Origin of the sequence: Pseudomonas sp. rhizo25, assembly GCF_031931935.1 — a bacterium.
Taxonomy (GTDB): Bacteria; Pseudomonadota; Gammaproteobacteria; order Pseudomonadales; family Pseudomonadaceae; genus Aquipseudomonas; species Aquipseudomonas synxantha.
Genome location: NZ_JAUJXA010000003.1, coordinates 29983 through 56544, shown reverse-complemented (window position 1 = coordinate 56544; position 26562 = coordinate 29983). Strand labels below are relative to the sequence as shown.

25 protein-coding genes are annotated in these 26562 nt (G+C 61.1%); 9 read left to right on the top strand and 16 right to left on the bottom strand.

All coding sequences use genetic code 11. The features are described from left to right. Positions 1 to 177 precede the first annotated feature (177 nt). Together QZR30_RS07350 and QZR30_RS07345 are read left to right on the top strand one after the other, a co-directional pair. Positions 178 to 432: a hypothetical protein gene (locus QZR30_RS07350; RefSeq protein ID WP_233518707.1), complete on the top strand. Its 255-nt coding sequence runs from the start codon at positions 178 to 180 to the stop codon at positions 430 to 432. Between the two features lie 11 nt (positions 433 to 443). Continuing rightward, positions 444 to 773 carry a DUF6388 family protein gene (locus QZR30_RS07345; RefSeq protein ID WP_046068425.1) on the top strand — a complete coding sequence of 110 codons (330 nt, stop codon included), beginning with the start codon at positions 444 to 446 and terminating at the stop codon, positions 771 to 773. Positions 774 to 781: 8 nt separating this feature from the next. Here QZR30_RS07345 and QZR30_RS07340 read toward each other — a convergent pair whose 3' ends face one another. Genes QZR30_RS07340 through tssA form a run of 15 tightly spaced genes read right to left on the bottom strand, consistent with a single transcriptional unit; the run spans position 782 to position 18057 of the window. After that, positions 782 to 1621 carry a serine/threonine-protein kinase gene (locus QZR30_RS07340; protein ID WP_046068426.1) on the bottom strand — a complete coding sequence of 280 codons (840 nt, stop codon included), beginning with the start codon at positions 1619 to 1621 and terminating at the stop codon, positions 782 to 784. After that, a complete protein-coding gene (locus QZR30_RS07335) occupies positions 1618 to 2349 on the bottom strand; it encodes a PP2C family protein-serine/threonine phosphatase (protein WP_311903111.1) in 732 nt (243 codons plus the stop codon). The genes QZR30_RS07340 and QZR30_RS07335 overlap by 4 nt, the downstream gene beginning before the upstream one ends. Then, the gene (gene tssM, locus QZR30_RS07330; protein WP_311903110.1) at positions 2346 to 5696 is read right to left on the bottom strand and encodes a type VI secretion system membrane subunit TssM; all 3351 of its coding nucleotides are present in this window, start codon (positions 5694 to 5696) and stop codon (positions 2346 to 2348) included. Before tssM ends, QZR30_RS07335 begins: the two co-directional genes overlap by 4 nt. Before the next feature lie 15 nt (positions 5697 to 5711). Continuing rightward, entirely contained in the window at positions 5712 to 6572 is an 861-nt protein-coding gene (gene icmH / locus QZR30_RS07325) for a type IVB secretion system protein IcmH/DotU (RefSeq protein WP_046068429.1), read from the bottom strand. Between the two features lie 5 nt (positions 6573 to 6577). Further along, positions 6578 to 7906, bottom strand: a complete 1329-nt coding sequence (gene tssK, locus QZR30_RS07320) for a type VI secretion system baseplate subunit TssK (protein ID WP_311903109.1) — start codon at positions 7904 to 7906, stop codon at positions 6578 to 6580. Position 7907: 1 nt separating this feature from the next. After that, positions 7908 to 8393 carry a type VI secretion system lipoprotein TssJ gene (gene tssJ / locus QZR30_RS07315; RefSeq protein WP_056846205.1) on the bottom strand — a complete coding sequence of 162 codons (486 nt, stop codon included), beginning with the start codon at positions 8391 to 8393 and terminating at the stop codon, positions 7908 to 7910. A gap of 5 nt (positions 8394 to 8398) precedes the next feature. Then, positions 8399 to 9589: a type VI secretion system-associated FHA domain protein TagH gene (gene tagH / locus QZR30_RS07310; RefSeq protein ID WP_311903108.1), complete on the bottom strand. Its 1191-nt coding sequence runs from the start codon at positions 9587 to 9589 to the stop codon at positions 8399 to 8401. Between the two features lie 17 nt (positions 9590 to 9606). Next, the gene (locus tag QZR30_RS07305) at positions 9607 to 9738 is read right to left on the bottom strand and encodes a hypothetical protein (protein ID WP_059397885.1); all 132 of its coding nucleotides are present in this window, start codon (positions 9736 to 9738) and stop codon (positions 9607 to 9609) included. Between the two features lie 35 nt (positions 9739 to 9773). Next, the gene (locus tag QZR30_RS07300) at positions 9774 to 11300 is read right to left on the bottom strand and encodes a sigma-54 interaction domain-containing protein (protein WP_311903107.1); all 1527 of its coding nucleotides are present in this window, start codon (positions 11298 to 11300) and stop codon (positions 9774 to 9776) included. Further along, positions 11293 to 12318 carry a type VI secretion system baseplate subunit TssG gene (gene tssG / locus QZR30_RS07295; protein ID WP_311903106.1) on the bottom strand — a complete coding sequence of 342 codons (1026 nt, stop codon included), beginning with the start codon at positions 12316 to 12318 and terminating at the stop codon, positions 11293 to 11295. The genes QZR30_RS07300 and tssG overlap by 8 nt, the downstream gene beginning before the upstream one ends. After that, positions 12282 to 14069: a type VI secretion system baseplate subunit TssF gene (tssF, locus tag QZR30_RS07290; RefSeq protein WP_056846209.1), complete on the bottom strand. Its 1788-nt coding sequence runs from the start codon at positions 14067 to 14069 to the stop codon at positions 12282 to 12284. Before tssF ends, tssG begins: the two co-directional genes overlap by 37 nt. Then, positions 14059 to 14460, bottom strand: a complete 402-nt coding sequence (tssE, locus tag QZR30_RS07285) for a type VI secretion system baseplate subunit TssE (protein ID WP_046068480.1) — start codon at positions 14458 to 14460, stop codon at positions 14059 to 14061. Before tssE ends, tssF begins: the two co-directional genes overlap by 11 nt. A gap of 14 nt (positions 14461 to 14474) precedes the next feature. Beyond that, on the bottom strand, positions 14475 to 15953 hold the full coding sequence (gene tssC / locus QZR30_RS07280; protein WP_311903105.1) for a type VI secretion system contractile sheath large subunit: 1479 nt from the start codon (positions 15951 to 15953) through the stop codon (positions 14475 to 14477). Between the two features lie 15 nt (positions 15954 to 15968). Then, positions 15969 to 16478, bottom strand: coding sequence for a type VI secretion system contractile sheath small subunit (gene tssB / locus QZR30_RS07275; protein ID WP_046068482.1), 510 nt, complete (start codon positions 16476 to 16478; stop codon positions 15969 to 15971). A gap of 25 nt (positions 16479 to 16503) precedes the next feature. Next, entirely contained in the window at positions 16504 to 18057 is a 1554-nt protein-coding gene (gene tssA, locus QZR30_RS07270) for a type VI secretion system protein TssA (RefSeq protein ID WP_311903104.1), read from the bottom strand. Positions 18058 to 18524: 467 nt separating this feature from the next. Between tssA and QZR30_RS07265 the strand changes: the two genes are divergently transcribed. Further along, complete coding sequence (locus QZR30_RS07265) at positions 18525 to 19040, top strand: Hcp family type VI secretion system effector (protein WP_043050510.1); 516 nt, start codon at positions 18525 to 18527, stop codon at positions 19038 to 19040. A 53-nt stretch (positions 19041 to 19093) separates the two neighbouring features. Here the strand turns inward: QZR30_RS07265 and QZR30_RS07260 are convergent, their stop codons facing one another. Continuing rightward, positions 19094 to 19915 (bottom strand): aldo/keto reductase, encoded by an 822-nt coding sequence (locus QZR30_RS07260; protein WP_046068483.1) that lies wholly within the window; start codon positions 19913 to 19915, stop codon positions 19094 to 19096. 106 nt (positions 19916 to 20021) lie between these two features. On the opposite strand from QZR30_RS07260, the gene QZR30_RS07255 reads away from it, so the two are divergent. The 6 genes from QZR30_RS07255 (at position 20022) to QZR30_RS07230 (ending at position 26558) form a co-directional block, all read left to right on the top strand. After that, on the top strand, positions 20022 to 20516 hold the full coding sequence (locus QZR30_RS07255; protein ID WP_046068484.1) for a DUF1543 domain-containing protein: 495 nt from the start codon (positions 20022 to 20024) through the stop codon (positions 20514 to 20516). A gap of 108 nt (positions 20517 to 20624) precedes the next feature. Beyond that, positions 20625 to 20906, top strand: coding sequence for a peptidylprolyl isomerase (locus QZR30_RS07250; RefSeq protein ID WP_044274278.1), 282 nt, complete (start codon positions 20625 to 20627; stop codon positions 20904 to 20906). Positions 20907 to 21036: 130 nt separating this feature from the next. After that, entirely contained in the window at positions 21037 to 22896 is a 1860-nt protein-coding gene (locus QZR30_RS07245) for an extracellular solute-binding protein (protein ID WP_046068485.1), read from the top strand. Further along, on the top strand, positions 22896 to 23954 hold the full coding sequence (locus QZR30_RS07240) for a microcin C ABC transporter permease YejB (RefSeq protein WP_056846212.1): 1059 nt from the start codon (positions 22896 to 22898) through the stop codon (positions 23952 to 23954). The genes QZR30_RS07245 and QZR30_RS07240 overlap by 1 nt, the downstream gene beginning before the upstream one ends. Further along, complete coding sequence (locus tag QZR30_RS07235) at positions 23954 to 24976, top strand: ABC transporter permease (protein ID WP_068967342.1); 1023 nt, start codon at positions 23954 to 23956, stop codon at positions 24974 to 24976. The genes QZR30_RS07240 and QZR30_RS07235 overlap by 1 nt, the downstream gene beginning before the upstream one ends. A gap of 10 nt (positions 24977 to 24986) precedes the next feature. After that, entirely contained in the window at positions 24987 to 26558 is a 1572-nt protein-coding gene (locus tag QZR30_RS07230) for an ABC transporter ATP-binding protein (protein WP_311903103.1), read from the top strand. Positions 26559 to 26562 lie beyond the last annotated feature (4 nt).

Here is a 26562-nt window from a genome sequence, read left to right as displayed (position 1 = left end):
AACTTTCTGACTTGAGTCATCCCCTAAGCCTATCTGAGTCGGTATCATCCGCGCCTTTCTGCGTGTCAAAGGATGTTACAACCTGCGTAGCAACGGGTGCGCTCAGGGAATCTAGCCTGGAACGACAACAGGCATAAAGGAGAGAGCCTTACTATGCAAGACAAGCGTCCAAGCAACATGCGTCCCCTATTTGTGACCATCCTGCTCTGGTTATGCAGCGTGGTGCTGCTGTTCGTGATCAAGAACGTCATTGAACTGTTTACCGGGCCCGTTGCCGAGACCTGGGTAGACTTGGCATTGGTGCTGGTCGCCTACCTGACGTTCTTTTTGCTCGCACCGTTGCAGAACTGGATGCGGCGCAGGTCGCGCAAACGCGCTCGACGTCACATCAGCAACCCTACGCCCGATGCCGGGTCCCGGCCTTCCCATTAAGGTGTACGCCGTTGTCAGCACCCAGTGATACTTACCAGCTTGCACTGGACAGATTCCTGCGCGAACACCCGCACATCGCCAGTGAGCTGGACAACCTCAATCCGCTGGCGGCCCAGGCCAGGGGCGAAACCCTGGCGCAGTATCGCGCCGAACGCCTGCACGAAGCGTTCGAAGCACACGCTGAACAGCAGCATCTGTTCGCCTGGGAACTGACGCTCAAGCTGACGGCCGAGTCCATCGAGGCCTTCGAGGCGCAACGCCGCGAGGTGCATAAGGAAGTCGCACAGATGGCCGGCCTGGACTGGGTCGAATACTGTCAGTTACATGACTTGATGGTTTGACCCTCGCCCTACAGATACCAACGCGACTGTTTGCAACCGATCACCTTGCCTAATTCGGCGGCTGTGATGGTTCGCCGTTGCGGGTCTGTTGCCAGCGCCAGTCGCAACGCCGACCAGCAGCGCCTGGGCAGTTGCCTCGGGCAGGTCAATCTATCCATCGGCGTGTGCTTGCCAAGACGCTTGCCGTGAGCCAATTCGTAAATGATGCAGGCCACGCCATACACGTCGGCGGCAGCGCTCAATACACCGCCCTCGCGCAGCTCCGGCGCTGCATAAGCGGGCGTCCAGGCATTGAACCGGCTGCGACTCAGGCACGACAGGCTCGCCACCTGCGCTTGTGCGTACCCCAGGCCAAAATCGAACAAGCACACCCCCTCCTGTCCCACCATGACATTGGCCGGCTTAACGTCGCCGTGCAGCACATTCTGTTGATGAGTGTAGGCCAGGGCGTCCAGCAACTGCAGGGCCATGGGTTGCAGCTCCCGCCAGGGCAAGCCGTCGGGGCACTCCAGGAGCAGCCGGTCCAGGGTCACGCCTTGCAGCCACTCCATGGTGAAAAACGCGATCTGGCTCTGGGTATCGACCTCGAACGAAAACATCCGCACCACACGCGGGTGCCGCAGGCTGCGCGCCAACGCGAATTCACTGAACAACAACACATGTGCATCCGGGCACTGGGCAAAAGGCTCGGCCAATAGCTTGAGTGCCATAGGCGAACCCGCCTCGCCTAATTGTTCGTGCAACAGGTCACGCGCACGATACACCACACCCATCCCACCTTTGCCCAGTACGGACTCAAGGTGATAGCGCCCGCCCAGCAAACGCGGCGGCTCACTCGCCGGGCTCAAGGCTGCACCACTACAGCGGTCAGGTCATCCCGTGCCGCCCCACGCAACGCCCCGGCAAACAGCCGCTCCAGCGCCTGCTGCGGCGCGCCCAGGCGTAACGCTCGGCCCAGGTCTGCATGACTGAGCGTCTGGTAGAGGCCGTCACTGCACAACAAAAACACATCGCCCGGACGGGTACTGAGTTCCAGTACCTCCAGATGCAGTGGCGAACGTGCACCAATGGCCCGGGTCAGGGCCCGGGCGCCAGGGTAACCCCGGGCTTGGGTCGCACTGACTTGCCCCTCGTTGATGAGGCCTTGCAGCAGCGAATGGTCCCTCGACAACTGATAAAGGCGCTGCCCACGCCATAGATAGCAGCGACTATCCCCCGCCCAGAGACAGGCCGCACGCCCATTCTCAAGCAACAACGTCACCACCGTACTGCCCATGGTGGCATCAGCGCTTGTGTCAGGCCCGGCTCGGCAACTTCTCAAGCGCTGGTTGACGCCTTGCAAGCTCTTGCGGACCGCGTCGATGCGTTGATCGAGGTTGCCCCGGGCCGACACTGAAGCGAGGCTGCTGACCACCCAGCGGCTGGCGACATCTCCATGTCGATGCCCGCCCATCCCGTCGGCCACTGCCCAGCAGCCATGTTGTGGGCAGTCCAGGAACGCGTCTTCGTTGCGCAACCGCGCCTGCCCGCGCTCGGTGCGCCCGGCACTGCGCCACTGACGGGGCCCCTGGCTCACAGTTGCTGCGCCAGTCGGAAGGTGCGCCAGGTGCCGATGTCAAACGGGCCAGGTGTACGCTGGCTTGTCAGCAGGTAATTGGCACGCAGTCCGGCGAGGTCCGCCTTGAAAATCTGTGTGTTTCGCCCGTTTGCGGGCTCTTTGTGCAGCAGATCCAAAAAGCGGAACAGCGACCACGCGCCTGCGTTTTTCTCGATCCCCAGTGGCCGTTGGTTCACGCCTCTCTCCAGGACAAGGCTGCTGCGCCCATTGTCTGCATCGGTTGGCCAATGGAACGCCATGGGCACGATCGGGCCGTGGCGATACTCCAACTGCTGGTCGCCAAACCGCAGGATCGCCCGGCTGACTGACTGATCCAGGCTGTAGGGCGCCAAGGTAAACCGAACCGACAGATCACCCTGGTCCGGGGTGAAGAAGCCACGGCGGATAACCTGGGCCTTCATCAGTTGATCCAGTAGCGAGCGCGACACCGGCAAGCTCTGACCATCCAGGCCACGCAACCGATAGCGGACCCCGTCGACACTGACGAACGGCCGCAGATACCCGTCGTAAAAGCGTGCCATGACCCCATTCGGTTTGAAAAACTCATGAAAGTCATTAAGGGCGACCTCGCTGGCCGCATGGGCATCGAAGGGATATCGCTGGCGAATCGCCTTGGCGTAGAGGCTATAAACCTCGCTCTGGTAACGCTGGTTGACATGCACATAAGCCCGTTCCAACAAGTGCTGCCAACTGACATCGGCCACCCCCTCAAACCAGCCCGCAAGCGGCAACGGCAAGCGCGCGGCAGCATTACGCAGGTTCCCTATCACATCCTGCTGCCCCTCCATACGCCCCTTCACCCTCAGGAACGCCGCCTGCTCCGGTGCGCTGTCGCGGTTCAATGCCGTCAGTTGCAGGTGCAGCTCATCCAGCAGCCGCAATGCCTGGGACAGCGCCACACCGGGGTCCTGCTGCTCGTCCAGCAACTGGTGCAAGGGTTCAAAACGCCGTTGCAATGCCCGCCGGCCGGCGTCGGGAAGGCCCGCCTGCGCCAGCGTCGCCTTGGCTATCCCCCCTAGTTCGCCCGAGCGCTGGGCCGCCTGGTCCAACAGCTGGTGACCCGGCAACAGGCGAGTGTTTTCACGCAGTTGCTGCAATAGCTGGATCAAGGGGGACTGGGCCGACGTCAGCGCTGTGAGTTGCTCGGCATCTTCGCGCAGGTTGTCGGTTTGCCGCAGCCGGACGCGGCCGAGCGCCCCACTCCAGGCATCGGCATATTCACCGAAGTAACGCTGCTGCAATTGGATCATCAGCCGGCGCAAATCCTCGGAGCCCAAGTCGGTGGCCTCCCCCAGCACCCAGTTGTCCTGGGCAATGGTATTCACCAGCCTCGGGCCTTGAGCATCAAGGAACTGCACATAGCGCTTGGTATAGAACCCGGGAATCGGTGGGTCGAACGCAGCAAATACCTTACCTTCGGCCAGGCGCAAGGGCTCCAGGTCGCGTGCCTGCTCGCGCAACACCCGATACACCACATCGGCCAATGATTCCCCCCTCAGGGCTTCGCGGGCCTGGGCCACAAGGTTGTCATCAAGGGAAGCTACGAACGGTCGTTCAAGCAACCGTGCCAAGTGCTGGCCCAGGCGTTTGCGGGTCGACAGGTCTGCGGCAAAGCGTACTGCCCAATGGCTCGTCAGGTGTCGTGCCAACCAATCGTTATTGCGACGCTCGCGCACGTTGAGCATCAGGTATGCGCGCAGGTGATCCAACAACTGCTCGCGGTCTCCAAGGCTGGCACGCACCTGCTCTTCAAGCTGGGCCTTTATCCACGCCAGCATGCGCTGTTGCAGCGCCTGATCATAAGCCTGGGCGACCCATGGGCGGCTCAGTTCACCTTGGTACAAGCCGGCGCGTTCAATCAGGCGCACCTCTGCCGACGCAGGAAAAACCTGGGTTGCCGCCAAGCGTGCATCCAACAGCTGCAGTAGCGGCGACGCGTCATCATGACCCTGCGGAACGGGTAAGACGGCGGTTGTCAGCGCCGCCATTTGCGCCAGTCGTTGATGATTGCTGGAATAACTGTGCATCCACAGCGCTGCGGCACTGCCGAGTACCAGCGCCACAGCCATTGCCAGCAGCCCCTGGCGTCGCCGGATACGCTGCTGCTCCGGGGCCTGCAAACCTGCAAGGTCGGCCTCGGCAAAGATCACCCGGCTGAACAGGCCTTGGACAAAACGAGCGTGCTTGTCGCCGGCGCAGGTCAGGTAGAAGCCGCGCAGGCCGTTGACGCGCTGGTAGCGATGAGCCGAAAAAGCCGACTCAATGAACAGGCAAATACGCTCGCCTATCCGCGCAGCCTGCTGCGGGAATTCAAGCATCAGACCGCGGCGCTCGAGATTGCGCTCCTGGTGCAGGCGGCTGATCAGTTCAGCGTTCAAACGCTGCAACAACTGCTCGACGGCTTGGCGAACCTGCGTGACGTCAGTCGCGCAGCTGCCATCGAGGGGCTGGCCCAGCACATCGTCGGGTGCCTCCCTGAGCGGCACATCGAAAAACTCGGTGAAGCCCGGCAATCGCTCAGCCTGTGTCAGCACCAGGTAGATCGGTACGTCCACATGCAATGACTGCTGAATGTCCTGCATGCGCGACTGCACATGCCGCGCATGCTGATCCAAGTCGTACTCGGTGGTGGCCAGCAACGCGTCCACCGAGAGCGTCACGACCACGCCACTGAGCGGGCGTACGCTGCGCCGCCGCCGGAGCCTGTCCAGCAACGTCGCCCACCCTGCTGCATCCACGGCACTGTCGGGTTGGCTCAGGTAGCGTCCAGGGGCATCGATCAGCACGCCGGCATCGGCGAAGTACCAGACACAGTGGTTGTCCAATGAACGCGTGTCGGCGTGATCAAGCGGCCACTGCAAGCCGCCTGCTGCCAGCAGCTGCGTCTTGCCACTGCCCTGGTCGCCGATCATCAGGTACCAGGGCAGATCATGGCGCCAGCGCGCGTTGTGCATCCCGTAACGGCGAGAAGTCCTGAGCACCTGGAGCGCTTCCTTGAACCGACTGCGCAGGTGTTTCTGCTCGTCCTCCACCCATTTCAAGGCTTGAGGGGGCGCCAGGCGTTCTGGTCGTTCGCGCCCACCAGCCCGTCGTCCGTCGACCACCACCATCGCCACCCCCCACAGCAGGAATAACACGCTGATGCTGGCCAGGCGGGCAGTCGGACCTTGCCAGAAGCGGTGGTCGGCTACCGCCAGCAGCGGCCCGAAACACCACACCAATACAGCGCTGCAAAGCACCAACAGAAGGCTCCAGACCCAAACCCGACACAGCACGGCGCCAACGCCCTTGAAAAATGCGCTCATTGATTGCTCCAGCGTTTACAAGGGCGTGCGGATCAGGTCCGACGCCAGGAATTGAAGGGGTTGTAACGCATGAGCACGCTCCTGGCTCAGCAGCCAGGCGAACCCCGTGTACATCGCCAGCAGACAGGCCAAAGTGGAGGCCACCCACCACGCGGTCGGGATCACACACAACCGCCTGCGCCGCGCCTGCCCAAGGGGGGGCGGTAATACGGGCCCTGTCGGCGCATCCCCGCGCACATGCCTGATCTGCCGATACAAGGCATCGCGAACGGCTTCGACTTGCAACACACCTCTCTCCATGACCCGGTATTTCCCTTCGAAACCCAAGGACAGGCACAGGTACATCAGCTCGAGCATGGCAACGTGCTTGAGCGGATCACGGGACAGTCGCTCCAGCAGTTGGAAAACCTTCTCGCCCCCGAAGGTCTCGTTATGGAAGCGGCTCAACAAGCTCATCTTCGACCAGTCGCTCTGCGCCCCCCAAGAGGTGGTGACGACCGCCTCATCGAGAACGCTGCACAACACATAGCGCGCGGACATGACCTGGTTGTTTTCAACACCACCCTGCAAGGCACGGGTTTCGAATTGAGTCATCGCCAATGACAACCGGTCGTTGAGCATGCCCAGGTCTTCGCGCTCGGCGCTGACCTTGAGTCGCACAATTTCCGACAATAACTCTCCGGCTGCGGCGACCATCGGGTTGAGCCCCGCGTTGAAACTCTGCGCGTCAAGCAAATGGCCCGCGTAGATCATGCGGTCCTCAAGTTGCTCGTAGCGCGGCGGCGACGGGAAGTCCGTCAGCGGCCCCTGTACTGGCCCATGGCTCTCGCGGTCGAGCAGGACGGTTTTTTCATCTTGTGAGTAGTCGCTGTCCATGGCATTCAGTTCCTGATGGCCCAAAAATCGAGTTCAAGCCCGACGAACTCACCTCCCACATGGAAAGCGAAACCACCGGACTGCTCCAACTGCGCGATATCGCGGGCGCTCATGTCGAGCATGAAATAGGTCTTGGCGGCATGAAACGGAATCTGCCGCGGCGCCACCGGCAGTGGCTTGACCTTGATCCCGGCAAGATGCAGGTTGACCAACTCCCGTATGCGCTCTACCGGCCCAATCTTCAGATGAGCCGGCAGGCGCTGGCGCAGTTCCTCTGCGTCACACTGCGCCCTGGCGGCCAGGATGAATGTGGCCGCACCGAGCAATTTCAATTCGCTCACCGGACACACCAGCACGCCGTACTGGCGTTGCTGCAGGGTCAATTCGATAGCGTGCTGTTCCAGCACCATCGACAACACCGCTCGCACGGGCTCCATCAGCCCGCGAAAACTCGCGCCCTGGTCGCCATGCCGGTAATGCACCTCCAGTTGCGCACGCTTGCTGTCGTTGGCGAAGGTCGATAACTCGCCAAGCATCGACACCAACGCGCGGAACACCGCTTCAGGACGCACCTGGGGCTGGCTCAGGCGGTGACGCAGTTCCAGCTCTGTGCGATTGATCACTTGCAGCATCAACAAGTCACCGATTTGCGCGCCAGCGCCGTTGCCTCCGGCACGGATCCGCGCCGCAATGGCATCGCCTCGGCTGGCAAGCAGGCCGATTACCTCCTTCAGGCACGACGCCACATAGCCATGCGCCTGCACAAAAATGAACGACGGGAGAAAGTCCGTATCAAGGCTCAGGCCCCCCTCGGCGCTGGAGTTCAGCACCTGCGCGATCTTGAGTTTGACAAAGCGCTGGTCGCTCTGGTGCTCGCCCAGCAGCAGACGCAAGTCGGGGCGTGCGCAGTGCACCAGGCAAAGCGAATCCACTCCCACGTTGCTATCCCCCACTTCCACTTCACAGCTCAGGTAACGCGCCAGGACATCGCTATGCTGCGGTTGGCGCACTTCGACCTGATTGCCGCTCGCCAGGGGCAGCGCCAGGTAAATCCCTTGCTGTTCCGTATTCGGCGGCACCTGCAAGACCAAGGGTTCCATGGCTGCGCTCAACTCAAACAGGCTGCCGTCCGGCAAGACGCCGCTGGCCTGATTGACCACCAGCTTGCCCAGGTTCAGGTACTGCACGTTGAGGTCCAGCGTCAGGAAACCCCAGGCGTCATTGCCCAGCAGGCGCGTCTGATCAAGTTGCTGGTGGTAATAACGGTCGTTGTGCTGCAAGTGCTGTGGGCGCAACAGCATGCCTTCCTGCCAGATGACTTTATGAATCGGCATATCAGCGCGCCTCCAGGTCAGGCAAATGGCCGGCGACCCGAATGCCGGCCCCGTCCAGCACCAGCTCGGCCCGTGTCAGTTGCCGGGCGGTGACGGGAATCAGCAGCCGCCAGCGTACATGGGGCAAATCTCGATACGCCGCCAGCACACCCACGAAGCGACTGTCAGGCCCGACCCTGAGTTTGAGCGCCAGGCCGTCGCCGGGGCGCAGTTCAACTTCCTCACTGCTCACCCAGTCCTTGGGCAGCACCTGCTCAGCGTGGCCATACAGGCTGAAGAAGTCGGCATTCTCGAAGGCCACGCCATGGCGCAGTTCAATCAGGTGGACCACCACTGGAGAGGGCCGACCGTGCAGGTCTGGGTTGACCTGTTCGCTGGCGGTCAGCACCAAATCCAACTTGGTCAGCGTCGAAAAAGGCGAAATCGCGCTGCAGCCTGCCAACGGACCGAGCAGGAACAGCAGGGCTGCAAGGGTAATTCGATGCATGACTCTCATCCTGGGAAATCCATATGCAAGGCGCCAATCAGGCGAACCTGCTCCTCGTAGGCCTTGGCAAAATCACCTTCCAGCGGACGCCGATTCAGTTGTTCATCCGCCGCCAGCCGCTGGTAGTAACGCTGGTAAGCCCGCCAATGCCACGCATCCGCAAAAAATCTGGGCGGCCTGCCCTGGGACTCAAAACACCCCAGCAGGTAGCTGGGCTCGAAGGCGGTCCTGGCGTTACGCAGCGTGCTTCGGCATGCGGCCAGCAGGGCGGCTTGGCGCACTTGCAGGTCCCGATGGGCCTGGACGATCGCCCGTTCAGCGGACAACTGGCCCAATACCTGCGAACCCAGCATTGCGGCTAGCGCAGCCCCCGTATCGGGGCACACCTTCAAAGGGTTCTGGGCCAGGTCCAGACTGGCACCTGGCGCCGAAGCAAACTCGCTGTTCAGTTCGTCACAGGTACGCAGCGTCTGTTGCAGGCCATTCACGCCCAGGTGGAACAGGCGCGCCACCTTGATTGCCAGGGCTTCCCGGCCGGACCTCTCGAGGGTATTCAGGTCGATGCCCAACGCTGTTGCAAACTGCCCCCAGAACAGCTCGTCGGAGGGCGCCGCCACCGCTATCGGGTCCACCGCGCCAGGCGCCACCGCGGGAACGACCGGGCAAGGCACTACCAGGTGTTCCCGCTCGGCGCCCTGGCTGTCAATCCACATGCCGGGCTCATCGACTATCTCGCTCAATGCCTCCAGGTCCTCCGAGCGGGCTCGACGCGGGTGATCATGGTCGAGCGCATGCAGAGGATCCAAAGACAGGAACGCATCATCTGGAATCGGCCCCCCTGTGATGACCCGCTGCTCGCTGCCGTGGCGGGGCGCTTTCAGCAATTGCGCGCGTATCGTCACTGGCCCAAGGTCAAATACATCGCCATCACTGATCAAGCGCGCCTGCCCTTTGCGCAGGCGTTCTGCGCTGCCCGCCATCCCGGTCCCATTGCGGCTGATATCCGTCAGGAAATAGCGGCCTCCACGATAGCCGACCAAGCCGTGATGACTGGAGAGCACGCGGCTCGGATCGGGTATTACCCAGTCACACCCGGAGCCGCGGCCGATCACACCGCCTGTGCCGTCAAATACTTTGCGGGCCAGGGGTATGTTTTTTGCGCGTTCGACTTCACAGACCTCAAACACCAGTTGCATCCTCTGGCCCCCTCCATTCATCGGCCACGGGGGACCGCCTGGGGGTCGCCCAAAGGACGATACTCGGCATCGTCAAAGACGGTGTTGGCGTTACAGCCGCCCAACAAACACAGCACCAGCAAAACGGCTTGCAACGGACGATCAGGCATCCGGTTTCTCCCTCAGTCAAAATCATGTGTGCCATTCAGCGCTCTTCCCTGGCACCGCCAACAGGTATGTTCAAGCGTGCAAGCCGGTAGAGCAGTGTGCGCCGTGCCACCCCCAGCTCCCGCGCGGTACGGGTACGGTTGCCGTGGTTTTTGTGCAGGCAATCGAGCAGGAACACGCGCTCGACCCGCTCCATACGCTTGCGTAGCGTCGCGTCGTCAGCCGCCGTCGGCGTCAGTGGCATCGACAGGTGCAGCGGTAGAACCAGGTTGTCGTCACACATCAGGACGGCGCGTTCGACCAGGCATTTGAGCTCGCGCACATTGCCGGGGAAACCATGGCTCGACAGCTGGTCAAGCGCAGCGTTCGACCACTCGACCGGCGCCCTGCCCAACTGTGCACAGGCCTGATCGGTGAAATGCCGGGCCAGTTGCAGCACATCGCCGTCACGCTCACGCAGTGCGGGCAATTGGAGGGGGAACTGCGCAAGCCGGTAATACAGGTCTTCGCGAAAGCGCCCCTCGGCGACCATGGCCGCCAGGTCGCGATGAGTTGCGGCGATGATGCGCACATCGACCTTGTGCGCCGCACTGGCGCCCAGCGGACGAATCTCGCCTTCCTGCAGAACCCGCAACAACTTGGCTTGCAATAGCAGCGGCATGTCACCGATTTCATCGAGCAACAACGTACCGCCGTCGGCAGCGTCAAACAGCCCCGCATGATTGCGGTCTGCACCGGTAAACGCGCCTTTGCGATAGCCGAACAGCTCACTCTCCAGCAACCCTTCGGCAAATGCTGCACAGTTCTGCACGACAAAGGCCCTGGCACTGCGTGGGCCCGCCGCGTGAATGGCCCGGGCCACCACCTCCTTGCCAGTGCCGGTCTCGCCGAACAGCAGGACGGTGTAAGGGGTATGCAGGACTTTGCTGATCAACTGGCGCGTCTGTGCCATGGCTGCACTGTTGCCGATCAAACCGTATGCCCCGTCCAACGGCACAGCCTGCCTCGGCGGCGCGCCAACCCTGGTGCGCATGCCGCGCAGCACATGCAACCGCTCCACGGCAAAACTGCCCAGTTGGCCCAGGGATATTGCGTAGCCGTGCAACTGGACCGGGCGTTGGCTGGCGCACAACAACACTCCGGTAAGCCGGCCAGATCCGCTGAACAGCGGCATGCTCAGCAGTGCACGCCACGGTGCCGGCGACATAGGCAGGAAGCGGGTGTCATAGCAACTGCCTTGTACCTCATCGAGGCTGAAGGCGGCGCGCTGGTTCAAGGTGTAGTGCAGCAGCTGTTGATTGCGCGGGTCTGCGCGTGTGCATGCCGAGTCCAGCGAAGGCCCGTCGGGATAATGTTGGGCGACCAGCTCCAATCGGTCGCTCGCTTCATCGAACAGATACAGCTGGCTGAGCTCGCACTGGGCCAGTTGCGCGACGTCCGCCACGCATTTCCCGGGCAGCACGTGTTCATCATGTTCAAATCCCAGGCGGGTGAAGCAGACGGACAGCGCATCGACAGTGAATGCACACGTGCCGGTCAGCGCTTGCATATCCTCATTAAGCATGGTCATCAGTCCCTAAAAAATGGCCGGCAAGCGTCACCGCGCCATCGGCTCGCTCATGGTTCAGCCAACTGGTCCAACCCAGGCGGCAAACGTTGTCCTGGCCAATGTGCAGCGCCTTGATTTCGCTGCGCGCCAGCACCAGGCGCAGGTCATAGTCCAAAGGGCTGCCAGTAGCCAGGCGCACCAGTGCACACAGCGGCTGATGGGCCTTTCCGGTCGGCAGGAAGTCGTGAAACCGTTGCCAGCCCAGCGCCTGCAACTGCACCCTGAACTTGCCGCAGCGGTCCGCAACCTGCTGCCCCAGGACCAGGTCCTCACCGAGTGCACAGTTGGCGCGCCCCAGGCCGTTGCGCTGCACAGGGTTGATATCAACCCGGCGCTCGACCCATTGCTCGATGAACAACGCGTCGTGCTTGAAGTAGTGACGCAGCACGGACTCGACCACGGCAGCCGAGCGCGCTCGCAGGCTCAACAGCCCCAGGTAAGGCAGAAGGTGTTTGCAGTCCAGTTGCGATGCACGCCGTATCGCGTCGCCGCCCAGGCCGATCAGCGCAAACATCTGCGCGGAGAACGCATCGTTGGCACCCGTCTGGAAACACGCCCGATAGCGATATTTACGCCAGATCGGCAGCATCAGACGGTGCAGACGGTGATGAAACATATCCAGAAAGTCACGGGTAGGATTGCCCCCTGGTTGCTCAGCTAGCGCCTGTTCAGCATAAAACGCCGGCAGTGGCGACCCTGCGCCGAATAACCCCAGCACGTTGAGGCGCAGGCGGGCACGCAAACGCCCGTGGTCCATGAAGAACTCCACCCGGTCAATATCGTGTGCCGCAAACCCCAGGCTCGGGTTGGCCTGGAATTCCAGTTGGTCGTACAACGCATCTTCGTCCAGCAGCGGATGCGCCTCGCGCAACCGTTCGGTCACCTGCAAGACCGCCTGGAACAGCGTGTACTCGCGGATAACACGGCAAAGCCGGGTCAGAGCAGGGGTTGCTGGCCCGTCCGGGATGGCCATAGATACACGTCTCCTTGTGTGCTGAGGACCCGCAACTCGTGATACGAATTGAGGTTGGCATAGAGTGCAAAGAACTGATTGATGACAGAGGCAAACAGAAACAGGTCGCCGTGGCCGACGAAGCCTTGGGGATCGACGGTCAGGTCGATGCGCAGCCCCCGGATGGGCAGCCCGCGGTGCAGCCGGTCCACCGCCTCGTGGCGAATGGAACGCAACGCACCCAACCTTTTCTGGCTGACCTTGAGTGCCTGTCGATCGTGATAGCGCGGCAGGTCGTAGGTTTCGAGGACCACTTTCAAGGCGTTGATATCGGTCAACGACAGATAGTTGAGCGACATGTTGCTGATCAGCCGCCACAGGAAGTCTTGTTCCAAGGGCGGCGTGAAGCTCGCGGTAGGCGTCGTGATGTTGTGAAACGTCAACGACTCCGGTGCCTGCTCGCCGGGCTGGTTGATTTCGCCTAGACGGATCTGCTGCGCCAGGTTGCTATTGGTACAGGTCAGTTCTATCGACAACGTTTCCTGGCCCTGCGCGCGCCGCGTGCCAAAGCCCATCCAGGTCTCCAGCCCGCCATGCTGCACCGAGGAGCGTTGGCGAATGCTGTAGCTGGGAGGTGCAGCCAGCGATTCATGGCTTGCATCATGTTCAAAGGACTCGAAAGGCACATAGGCTTGGTGACCCAACCCACCAGGGCGCCACCCAGTGACCCGATCCACGGAGAACACACTGGCGTGCCCCGGCGCATATCCACCGGGCATCAGGAGGTACTCGTCCTGCTTGCCGTCCAGGCGAATGGGAATCGCGTCTTGATTGAACAGGTTGGCGATAGGCGTGCAATACAGCTTCACGTTATCCAAGCTCGGGCGCAGGCCATCGCGCCCCTGCGTGTGCAATTGGAAACGCACGACCATTCCGTGCGCCTGCTTGAGCAGCTCGCGGGGCAGTGTGTGCAATACATTCAGTCCTTCAACGTCGACAAACAGGTACTTCTCGGGAAAGGCAAAGTACTCCTGCAGGTGGCGATAACCACCGAACGTGTTTTGCGGGTAAGGCATCAGCGCCTGTTCCGGGGCAAAACCCACTGGCTGAACCTGGCCGGCACTGAGATGCAGCGTCACGGGATGTCCATCGGCGGTGTTGAGCGGCAAGCCGTCGTGGCCCGACAGCAACACCTGGATACCGTCAAGATGGCGCAGCAGGCCAAGGTACAAGCCCTGGCTGACGTAGTGGTCGCCGGCCAGGTGCAACCGCAACGAATCAAACGCCAGGTCATTGAAGCTGCCTTCTGCGCTCATGGTCAGGCGCAGGTCCAGCCACGCGCCTTCGGCTTGGCACCGGTACTCCAGGCCGCTGAGTTGCAGGGCCATGACGTCGGTGGCATAACAGGTACGAAAACGGCAACGTTCACCTTGTATCGGCGTGCTTTCCACCGCAGTGTCCCGCGCCACTCGGACGCTGGGTCCTGCACGCTTCAACGGGTCAAACTGCAGGATGCTGAAGGCCGGAATGGGTCGCATATAATTGGGCCACAGCAAATGCATCAACGAATGCGTCAACTCCGGCAGTTCATCATCGAGCTTCTGGCGCAGGCGTCCGGTCAGAAACGCAAAACCTTCCAGCAAGCGCTCGACGTCCGGGTCCTGGCCGGCCTCTGCGAGAAACGGCGCCAGGGCAGGATTGCGCTCGGCAAAGCGCCGCCCAAGTTGGCGCAGGGCACTGAGCTCGTGTTGAAAATAACGGTTAATGGTCATCGACACAGACCTTGATTTGTCCGGCATCCGTCAGGCGCGCCTGGAACACGACGGGCTGGGTAGTACCGTCGATGACCAACCCGGCATCAATGGCAAATGCCAAGGCCAAAGGCTCGCTGGCAGCGGGTAAGAGCCTCACACGTACGTTCGCCAGCCGCGGTTCATAGGCCTGGATGAACCGCTCGATCAGCAGCCGTGACTGGGTCAGGGACTCATGCAGGCTCAGTTGCATATCATTGAAGTCGGGCAAACCATAATCAGGCAGCGCCTGGACGCTGCCTGCGCGGGTGCTGAGCATCCTGCCCAAATGTGCGGCGACGGACGCAACGGGGCACGCGCGGGTCGACGCATCGCGTTCAAGCCGTTCGAACAGGCTGTTGTGGGGGGACATCCCCTGGCCTCTGCTCATGCTTTATCGAGCTTACCGACCAGGGACAAGGTGAAGTCGGCCCCCATGTATTTGAAATGCGGGCGCACGCTCAGGTTGACCCGATACCAGCCAGGCTCGCCCTCGACATCGCTGACGACGATGCGCGCAGCACGCAATGGGCGCCGCCCCCGCACTTCGGCACTGGGGTTTTCCTGGTCCGCCACGTACTGGCGAATCCATTTATTGAGTTCCAGCTCCAGGTCCGTGCGCTCCTTCCACGCCCCCAATTGCTCGCGTTGCAGCACCTTGAGGTAATGGGCCAGGCGATTGACCACCATCATGTAGGGCAACTGGGTACCCAGCCGATAATTCAACTCTGCAGCCCTGCCCTCTTCACTGGTACCAAAGGACTTGGGTTTCTGCACCGAGCTGGCGGAGAAGAACGCGGCGTTATCGCTACCCTTGCGCATGGTCAGGGCGATGAAACCTTCTTGTGCCAGCTCATACTCGCGCCGGTCCGATATCAGTACCTCGGTAGGAATCTTGGTTTCTATCTCTCCCATGCTCTGGAAGTGGTGCAGCGGAAGATCCTCGACGGCCCCTCCACTTTGCGGGCCGATGACATTCGGGCACCAGCGAAAATGCGCGAAACTGTCGGTCAGGCGCGTAGCAAAGGCATAGGCGGTGTTGCCCCACAGGTAGTGCTCGTGGCTGTTGACCACGTTCTCCTGATAGGTAAAGGTCTTGACCGGGCACTCAAGGGGGTCGTACGGGGTGCGTAGCAGAAAGCGCGGTGCGGTGAGGCCCATGTAGCGGGCGTCTTCGCTCTGGCGAAAACTTTGCCACTTGGCAAACTGCGGTCCTTCGAAATGATCCCGCAGGTCTTTCAGGTCCGGCAGCCCGGTGAAGCTTTCGAGGCCAAAGAAACTCGGCCCCGCGGCAGCGATAAAGGGCGCGTGGGCCATGCTGGCGACACTGGATGCGTATCGCATCAGCTTCACATCGGGGGCACTGGGAGAAAGAAAGTAGTCGGCAATGATCGCGCCCACCGGCTGGCCGCCGAACTGGCCGTATTCGGCACTGTACGCATGCTTGTAGAGCCCGGACTGAGTGACTTCCGAGGAGTCCTCGAAATCGTCCAGCAGGTCCTGGCGCGAGACATTCAGCAGCTCGATCTTGATGTTTTCGCGAAAGTTCGTGCGCTCGACCAGCAACTGCAGCCCTCGCCAGGAAGCCTCCAGCGCCTGGAAATCGGGGTGGTGCAGGATCTCGTCCATTTGCTGGCTGAGCTTGGTATCGATCTCGGCAATCATCCGGTCAACCAGGCGTTTCTTCACCGGTTCTTCGCGGTTATGCGGCTTGAGCAGCTCTGCGATAAACGCCGACACACCGCGCTTGGCAATGCCATAGGCCTCGTCGTCAGCGCTCAGCAATGTCTGGGCAATGATGTTATCGAGGATGCTGCCGGCACCTGGGGTGTGTACGATTTGCAGTTCGTGTTCGATCGTGGTCATGCTCTCAGTGTCCTTTTACTGAATAGGTTCGGCGTGGGGTCCGGGCAACCCCAGCTCGGCCAGGACCTGGGCGCGGCAATCGCCATTGGCCAAGGCCTGTTCAATGGCTTTGCGAAAGCTCGGCGTATTACCCAGCGGGCCCTTGAGCGCCACCAGTGCTTCACGCAATGCCATCAGTTTTTGCAACTCGGGGATCTGCTCGACCAGGTTCGCGGGATTGAAGTCCTTCATCGCGTTGATCCGAACCTGGATCGCCAACTCCTCCACGCAGGCTTGCTCCTGGAGGCGATTGGGCACGCTCAGCGTCAAGTTCAGCGCTTGTTTGGCCAGCACGTCGTCGAAGGTGTGCTTGTCGATGCCAATGGGCTTGCGATCCTCGAGCTTGCGCAGGTCCTCGCGCTGGGTGAAATCACCCAGCACCAGCAACTTCAACGGCAGTTCAACGTCCTCTTGTGCGCCGCCGATGGCCGGTTTGAAGGTGATGTTGATACGTTCCTTGGGGGCTACCGAACTTCCTTTAGCCATGGTGCTATTCCTTTTTGACAGGGCTTTATTCAAGTACTGCTTCGAGATCGAGTTGGCATAACCGTCTATGGAGAGACTCCTTGCACTCGCGTATGCCGTGGCCTTGTGGCAACAGGTCATAACATCGGTACAGGCACTGGCCCACTTGCAGGGCCAGTTGCGGCTCCCAGCGTTCCAGGCCGTTACGCTGCAATTCATCTTGCAGCTGCTCCAGTTGGCCCCTGGCCAGGTCGTGCTTGCCCGCTTTCACACACAACCTGGCCAGTGCCAGGCGCCAGTGAAAACGCGCGCGCTCGCCGGGCGCGGCGTGCAAGCCCTGCTTGAGCACCACGACCGCTGCCTTGAGCCCCTTTGTGCGCAAGCAAGGCAGCACCGCCTCCAAGGCCGCCTCCCAGGGCTCGCGGGAAGTGTCTGTAACGACGGTTGAAGGCTCGCTGCGGTGCAGATGAGGCCTGACATGGAGCGCAATCCACCCACAGGTGGCAGGGTCGGCAAAGGGTGTGCCATCGTCGAACCGGTACTCGGGCAGGTTCGGCAGGCGTTGCAACAGCAGCGCGAAATGCATTTCCAGCTCGGTCATGGCCAGGTCTGCGTGCAGGGCCTCAAGGCACTCCCAGGCCATGCGTAAACCATCGAACCAGAACATTGCGCCCGTCAGGCTGACTTCTAGCTCAAGCAACAGCTCGGCATATTGGCCTTGGCCCAGACGCTCCTCGTAGCGTTTGAGCTTGTCGGCGGCCAGTGGGCGCAGCGCCGTAACCCGCTCACTGTCGGCATCGGGGTAGTTGATGAGCGTCATCCACGCCAAGGTCCGGCCCAGGCGTAAGGCACGCGGATCCCTGGTGTCCTGGCGCAACCACCAGGCACACAAAGGGCGGGCCTGCTCTTGCAATGAACGCAGCAGCCTGTGCGCGTCCTTTTCGTTGTCAATGGGTTGCCCGGGTTGGGGCAACTGGGTGGTTACCGGCTTGACGGGAGCGATGGCACCCACGACGACCTCAGGTTTGGCACCGTCTTGTTCGGTGCGGGCCAGGCGTTCCGACAGTTGCCTGCGGACCGGCAACAGCTGGGGCGCCTCATTGCCAAGCTTTTGACCCCACAGCTGATCAAGCCGCACGAGGTGCTCAAGCAGGGCCTGCAACACAGGCACCTGCTCGGCAACACAGAGGTTCTGCGCAAACAACGGCTCAAGGCGCAACACCAGCCAGCCCAATGCGGCCACGCGTGTACGCAACTTGCTGGGGTGAACCTGCGCCCAATGGTGCTCACAAAGATTGCGCAGCAAACCGAGACCGGCCAGCAACCCAGTGAATGAATGACATTGATACAGAGCCCAGGTCAACCAGACGGCCACTCGCAGGTCCTTGGAATGCTCGCGCAATAAAGACTCGCTGAGCCGGCAGACCTTCGGCCAGTCAGGTAGCCCTTGCGCATGAATCGATCGGGTCTTGCCCAGTTCGTCCTCGAGGGTTTCAAACTCCCCGGAGAAACGCATGTCGTCACCGGTAAAACTGTCAGCTCGACAAGGTACTTTCGCAACTTCCTGATAATAATCGAACAGCTTTTCGGAATATTCCATTTCGTCGAACACATCACCTTCCAAGGCAAGACAAGAAACTTTTAATATTATTAAAAAACGTATCAGAGCAAACTTTAACTTCCGTTAAAGTGCTTACTGGAGGCTGTGAACCTTAGCCATAAAAAAAGCGATCAGCAAGCGACTGATCGCGACTTAAGCATTGTCCTACGCCCGTTATATAAAGGGGACCGCGCAGTTATTTGCGCAGTGCAATCGGAGAAAAAACCGCGTGCCCCCTGCACTAACTGATCCATGGGCGCGAGCAGACAATTGCGCACACCTGCGCAACAACAACCTCTAAAAACCAATTATTTCCCGACAACTTCCTGCTCATTCTTTTTATCAGCCTTGCCGACTGCAGTTTTATTGAGCCCCACACTTTCAGGCACGTTTCTTGTAATAGGCAGCTGCCGGTCCGGCAACTTAGCCGTTCGGCATACCTACTCAACCAGGCAAGGAAAACCATCATGCCAACACCCGCGTACCTCTCTATCACCGGCGTCAAACAAGGTTTGATCACGGCAGGTACATTCACCCAGGACTCGGTAGGCAACATTTATCAGGAAGGTCACGAGGACCAGATACTGGTGCAGGCGTTCGCTCATCAGGTAATCATTCCACGCGACCCGCAATCAGGGCAGCCAACCGGCCAACGCGTGCATAAACCGATGATGATCAGCAAGGTCTTCGACAAATCATCACCGTTGCTGTTCAGCGCGCTGACTACCGGTGAAGAAGTGTCATGCCGCCTGGAATGGCTGCGCACCTCTTCGGCCGGCACCCAGGAGCACTACTTCACCATTGAACTGGAAGGCGCAACCATCGTGGACATCCAGTCGCGCATGCCCAGTTGCCAGGACCCTGACAACGCCCATTTCACCCATCTGGAGGAGGTGTATTTCACCTATCGCAAGATCACCTGGACCCACGAAGTGGCGGGTACGTCGGGTTCGGACGACTGGCGTAGCCCGGTAGCCGGCTAGCAGCGCTTGAAGCAGGAACGGCTGTCGGGGAAGGCGCCGTTCCTGCTCACGAACTAAACCATCGCCAGCGGGTGCTTACGCTTGGGCGCGCCAAACACACGATCAATCGCTTCAAGGTCGTGCTCATCCAGCGCCAGGGCGGCCGCCCTGGCATTGAGTCGTATGTGTTCGGGGTTGACCGCCTTGGGGATAGCGATCACGCCATCCTGGCGCAGGACCCAGGCCAGGCACACCTGGGCCGGTGTCACCTCATGGCGATGGGCGATCTGCTTGAGGGTTGGGCTGGACAGCAGCTCACCGCCCTGGGCGATCGGACAGTAAGCCATCAGCGGCAAATGATGCTGTTGCCACCATGGCAGCAGGTCGAATTCGATCCCGCGTTCTTCGATGTTATAGAGCACTTGGTTGGTTGCGCACGCTGGAGATGCAAGCTCCTGCAGGTCCGCTACATCGAAGTTGGAAACGCCCCACCGGCCGATCTTGCCCGCCTCGCGCAAACGTTCGAAGGCTTCAACGGTTTCTTCCAGTGGGTACTGGCCGCGCCAGTGCAGCAGGTACAGGTCAATGTAATCGGTGCCCAGGCGTTGAAGGCTGGCTTCACAGGCGCGAGGCACGCCGTTGCGGCTGGCGTTATGGGGGTAGACCTTGCTGACCAGGAACACTTGGTCGCGCTTGCCGCGAATGGCCTCGCCGACCACCTCTTCGGCGCCGCCTTCGCCATACATCTCGGCGGTATCGATGAGGGTCAGGCCCTCGTCCATACCCAGTTGCAGCGCGGCGACTTCGGCGCGGCGCCGACTCGGGTCTTCGCCCATGCGCCAGGTCCCCTGGCCGATGACAGGGACGGGAACGCCGGCCAGATCAATGGTACGCATGACAACCTCCTGGTGAATTCGCGGATTAACACTGTGGCACTGAGCGGACAAAAGGGTTCAATCCCAGTATGGTTGCCCTCTCGCCAGTCGCCAGGAATCACCCGCAATGCTGTTTGTCGTCATGCTCGGGGGCAAGCACCCACGGGCCAAAATCGAGGTGCACGATGTGGTGTTCGCAGTGGCAGACACCTTGCAGGCCACCTACCCACAACTGCGCGATGCCTGGTTCGGCAGCTCCAAGGGCGTGCACATCGATTCGTGGATGGCGGTGGATGGCGTCGACGGCTGGAAGGTCGAACTCAGCCCACTGGCGCCCCACGGCGATGCCCATCACCTGTACTTCATCAACCTCGGCGGCTACGAGGCCAAGCGCTTCGGAGAAGATCATCACTACCTGCTGGTGGTCGCCCGCAACAAACGCGAAGCGATGAGCATGGGCAAACGGCAGATGTTGCGCCAATGGTCCCAGGCCCACACCGACGCGGTCATGGATATCGACGATTGCCTGCCGATCGACCTGGTGGACGGGCGTTATGTCCATCTCGTACAAGGCCCGCACGCCGCTATCGTCCAGCACAACGACTACATCGTGTTGCCCTGAACCCTGGAACGCGTTCGGAGCGACTCAAACAAGTGACGGGAACTTTGCCAGGAAATAACCGACTGAATCCGGTAGGCTCACCGTTTTTTACTCTAGGAGTTATTCCCCATGGCCAAAGCCACCGCCCGTCACATCCTCGTTGCCACCGAAGACAAGTGCAACGAACTCAAAGCCCAGATCGAAGGCGGCGCTGATTTCGCAGAAATCGCCAAAGCCAATTCCAGCTGCCCATCCAGCCGTCAAGGCGGTGACCTGGGTTCCTTCGGCCCAGGCCAAATGGTCAAGGAATTCGACACCGTAGTCTTCAGCGCACCGGTCAATACCGTGCAAGGTCCGGTGAAAACCCAGTTCGGTTATCACCTGCTGGAAGTCACCAGCCGCCAGGATTGATTCAATCCGCGCTGATGCTATAAACAACGGCCCACCCCTTGGTGGGCCGTTGTGCATCTGATGACTGGCGATGCCCCGGCCGTTAGCGTACAAATCCTTATTCTTCTTCACCCGGCGCTCAAGGCTGATAATGCGATTGGCTTTTTCATCTCTGCTCTCTTCCACCCTGGCCCTGTTGTTGGCCAGCACTGCGGTGATCGCGGCCCCGCAAACCTACCTGACGGTCTACGGCGAGCCGGCCAAATACTCTGCCGGTTTCAGCCATTTCGACTATGCCAACCCCGATGCGCCCAAGGGCGGCAGCCTGCGGCGTTCGGCGCTGGAGGTCGGGCGGTTCGACCATGTGCTGCCGTATATCGACAAAGGCATCGGCGTTTCCCAGGTCGACGGCTGGGTGTATGCGCCCCTGGCCCTGCGCTCGCTGGATGAGCCCTACACCGTCTACGGCCTGGTAGCAGAAAAGATGGAGCGCGCCGACGACGGCCTGTCGCTGCGCTTTTACCTGAACCCCAAGGCGCGTTTTGCCGATGGCACGCCGATTACCGCCGAAGACGTGCGCTACAGCTTCGACTTGCTGATGACCCAGGGCAGCCTGCGCTTTCGCACGTTGTTCGCCGACGTCAAGCATGTCGAAGTCGAAGGCGAGCGCCAGGTGCGCTTTGATTTTTCCAGCAACGAGAACCGCACCCTGCCCCTGGATATCGCCACCTTGCCGGTGTTCCCCGAGCACTGGTGGAAGACCCGTGACTTTGCCAATGGTGGCGGCTACGAAGCCCCACTGGGCAGCGGCCCGTACAAGGTCAGCAAGATCGACTCCGGCAGCACCATCACCTTTACTCGTGATCCCGACTGGTGGGGCAAGGACTTGCCGGTCAGCCGTGGCCTGTACAACTTCGATCACCTGAGCCTGGAATACTTCGGCGACACCGAGGTGGCGCGCCAGGTGCTGCGCGGCGGCGCCTACGATTTCAACCGTGAGTTTTCCGCCACCGGTTACTCTATCGGCTACAACGGCCCGGCCCTGGACGATGGCCGCCTGCAACGTGCGCACCTGGCCAAGGAAATGCCGCAACCTGCCCAGGGCTATGTGTTCAACGTGCAAAAACCGATATTCAAGGATCGCCGTGTGCGCCAGGCCCTGGCGATGCTGTGGGATTTCGAATGGGCCAATCGGCAGATGATGCGCAACCTGTACATCCGCCAGCAGAGCTACTTCTCCAACAGCCCGTTGGCGGCCACTCAGTTGCCGACCCAGGAAGAACTGGCGATCCTCGAGCCATTGCGCGGGCAGATCCCCGACGAAGTGTTTACCCAGGTGTTCAAGGCCCCGGTCACCGACGGCAGCGGTATGATCCGCGATAAACAACTGCAAGCCCTGGCCCTGCTGGAACAGGCCGGCTGGAAACCGCTTGGCGACAAGCTCGTCAATGCCGAGGGCGAACCGCTGGAGTTCACCTTCCTCAATGTCCAGAACGGCCTTGAGCGCCTGTTGCTGCCTTACAAACGCAACCTGGCGCAGATCGGCATCACCCTCAACATCCGCCGCATCGACTCCTCGCAATACGTCAACCGCCTGATGGCCCGGGACTACGACATGATCGTCACCGGTTTTCCGGTCACCACCTCGCCGGGCATGGAGCTGTACAACTACTTCGGTTCCGCCGCCGCGTTCGATTCGGGCGCCAATAACTACATCGTGCTCAAGGATCCGGCCGTCGATACGCTGATCAATGGTCTGGTCAAGGCCAATACCCAGGCGCAGATGCTCACCTACGCCCATGCCCTGGACCGCGTGCTGCAATGGAATTACCTGTGGATCCCCAACTACTACCCGCCTGGCACCTCCGCCGCGTGGTGGAACCGTTTCGGCCGCCCGGCGATCGAGGCCAGGAACGACGAAGCCTTGGAAACCTGGTGGGAGGTCAGCCCCACGCCGCTGACCAATGAGCAAATGCAAGCCGAGCTGAAAAAACGCGGAGGGGCCCGCTGATGCTTGCCTATATCCTAAGGCGCCTGCTGCTGATCATTCCGACGCTGGTAATCATCCTGCTGGTGAACTTCGTGATCGTGCAGGCCGCCCCTGGCGGGCCGGTAGAACAGGCCATCGCCCATCTGCAAGGCATCGGCGGCGGTGGTGTCGCCGGCGCATCCGGCGAAGGCATCAGCGGCTCGCGGGCCAGCCGCGGCCTGGACCCGAAGTTGATCAAGGACATCGAAAAACAATACGGCTTCGACAAGTCCGCGCCGGAACGCCTGTGGCTGATGCTCAAGAACTACGCCCAGCTGGATTTCGGCAACAGCTTCTTTCGCGGCGCGACGGTCACCGACCTGATCCTGGAAAAGATGCCGGTCACGATTTCCCTTGGCCTGTGGGCGACGCTGATCACTTACCTGGTGTCGATCCCCCTGGGCATACGCAAGGCCGTGCGCCATGGCAGCAGCTTTGATATGTGGAGCAGCACCGCCATCGTGATCGGTTATGCGATGCCGGCGTTCCTGTTCGCGATGTTCCTGATCGTGGTGTTCGCCGGCGGCACCTCGCTGAACTGGTTCCCGGTGCGCGGGCTGGTCTCGGAAAACTTTGCCGAGCTGAGTACGGTGGGCAAGATTGCCGACTATTTCTGGCACCTGGTGCTGCCGGTGACGGCGCTGGTGATCGGTGGGTTCGCCACCTTGACCATCCTCACCAAGAACTCTTTCCTCAATGAAATCACGCGCCAGTACGTGGTCACCGCCCGCGCCAAGGGCTTGAGCGAACGCCGGGTGTTGTACGGGCACGTGTTCCGCAACGCCATGTTGCTGGTGATCTCGGGCATCCCCCAGGCGTTCATCAGTGTGTTCTTCGCCGGCTCGCTGCTGATCGAGGTGATCTTCTCCCTCGATGGCCTGGGTCGCATGAGCTACGAAGCCGCCGTATCGCGGGACTACCCGGTGGTGTTCGGTTCGCTGTTCATCTTCACGCTGTTCGGGCTCTTGATAAAGCTCATCGGTGATCTCTGCTACACCCTGGTGGACCCGCGTATCGACTTTGCCGCGAGGAACGCCTGATGCCTAACCTGTCTCCCGTAGCTCGTCGGCGTTTCGAGCGGTTCAAGAAAAACCGTCGCGGCTGGTGGTCACTGTGGTTGTTTATCGGTCTGTTTATCCTGACCCTGGGCGGCGAGTTGATCGCCAACGACAAACCGCTGGTGCTGAGCTTCAAGAACGAGCTGTATTTCCCGGTGTTCAAGCGCTACACCGAGCAACAGTTCGGCGGGCAACTGCCCTTCCAGGCCGACTACCGCAGTGACTACGTGCAAAAGCTGATCAAGCAGGACGGCGGCTGGATGCTGTTCCCGCCGATTCCATTCAGCGACGACACGCCCAACTACGAATTGACCCGCCCTGCCCCGAGCCCACCGTCGGCGGTGAACTGGCTGGGCACCGATGACCAATCCCGCGATGTGTTGGCGCGGGTGATCTTTGGCGCGCGAGTGTCGATCCTGTTTGCCCTGGCCTTGACCGCCATCAGTGCCGCCATCGGCATCGCCGCCGGAGCCTTGCAGGGTTACTACGGCGGCTGGGTGGACTTGCTCGGACAGCGCATTCTCGAGGTGTGGTCCGGTCTGCCAGTGCTGTACCTGCTGATTATCCTGTCCGGATTTGTGGAGCCGAATTTCTGGTGGCTGCTGGGGATCATGGCGCTGTTTTCCTGGCTGGCCCTGGTGGACGTGGTGCGTGCCGAGTTCCTGCGCGGGCGCAACCTGGAATACGTCAAGGCCGCCCGCGCTCTTGGCCTGGGCGACGGCAAGATCATTCGCCGGCATATCCTGCCCAATGCCATGACCGCCACCTTGAGCTATTTGCCGTTCATCCTCACCGGGGCGATTTCGACCTTGAGCGCCCTGGACTTTCTCGGCTTCGGCATGCCTGCCGGCAGTGCTTCGCTGGGTGAGCTGATCGCCCAGGGCAAGCAGAACCTGCAAGCGCCGTGGCTGGGCCTCACGGCGTTTTTTACCCTGGCGCTGATTCTGTCGCTGCTGGTGTTTATCGGCGAGGCGTTGCGTGACGCCTTCGACCCTCGCTCATGAGTAATTGCCTATGAACCTGATCGAAATCCGCGACCTGTGCGTCGCGTTCAGCGGCCAGACCGTGGTGCGCAACCTGAGCCTGGACGTGCGCCCCGGCGAGTGCCTGGCGCTGGTGGGTGAGTCGGGCTCGGGCAAGTCGGTGACGGCCCATTCGATCCTGCAACTGCTGCCCGAAGCCGGCACATTGAGCACCGGCTCGGTGAAGTACCGTGGCCAGGAGCTGATGGGCGCGTCGCCGGCCACCCTGCAAAAGCTGCGCGGCAACCGCATTGCGATGATCTTCCAGGAGCCGATGACCTCCTTGAACCCGCTGCACAGCATCGAAAAGCAGATCGGAGAAACCCTGCTGCTGCACAAGGGCCTGGGCGGCAAGGCGGCGCAGGCGCGCATCCTCGAACTGCTGGAACTGGTGGGCATCCAGAAGCCCCAGGAACGACTCAAGGCCTACCCGCACCAACTGTCCGGTGGCCAGCGCCAGCGGGTGATGATCGCCATGGCCCTGGCTTGCGAGCCGGAGCTGCTGATTGCCGATGAACCCACCACAGCGCTGGATGTGACCGTGCAGCGCAAGATCCTGCTGCTGCTCAAGTCCTTACAGCAACGCCTGGGCATGTCACTGCTGCTGATCAGCCATGACCTCAACCTGGTACGCAGCATTGCGCAGCGTGTCTGCGTGATGCGTGCCGGCGAAATCGTTGAGCAGGCCGACTGCCAGACACTGTTTACGGCCCCGCAGCACCCCTACAGCCGCCTGTTGCTGGACGCCGAGCCGACGGGCGATACGCTGTGCGGTGATGAGCGCGAGACGGTGTTGCAGGTGGATGACCTAAGCGTGAAATTCCCCCTCAGCGGCGGATTGTTTCGGCGCAAGACCTACCTGCATGCAGTGGACGGCATCAGCCTCAGCGTGCAACGCGGCAAGACCCTGGGGATTGTCGGTGAGTCAGGCTCGGGCAAATCCACCCTGGGCCAGGCGATCCTGCGCTTGCTCGACTCCAGCGGCAGCATCCGCTTCCAGGGCGAGGCCCTCGACCCACTTAACCATCAGCAGATGCGCCCATGGCGCAAGCAGATGCAGGTGGTGTTCCAGGACCCCTATGGCAGCCTCAGTCCACGCATGTCGGTGCAGCAGATCATCAGCGAAGGCCTGGAAGTGCATGCACCCTGCAGCCTGGCCGAGCGCGATGCGCAGGTGATCCAGGTGCTCAAGGATGTGGGCCTCGACCCCGCCAGCCGACATCGCTACCCCCATGAATTCTCCGGCGGCCAGCGCCAGCGTATCGCCATCGCCCGCGCCCTGGTGCTCAAGCCGGCGTTGATGCTGCTCGACGAGCCCACATCGGCCCTGGACCGTACGGTGCAGAAACAAGTGGTGGCGCTGCTGCGTGAACTACAGGACAAATACGGCCTGACCTACCTGTTTATCAGCCATGACCTGGCCGTGGTCCGCGCCATGGCCCATGACCTGATCGTGGTCAAGGATGGCAAGGTGGTGGAGCGCGGTGCCAGTCATGCTGTGTTTGAATCACCCCAGCATCCCTATACCAAAGAACTGCTGGCTGCAGCGCACATCCCTTTGTGATGAT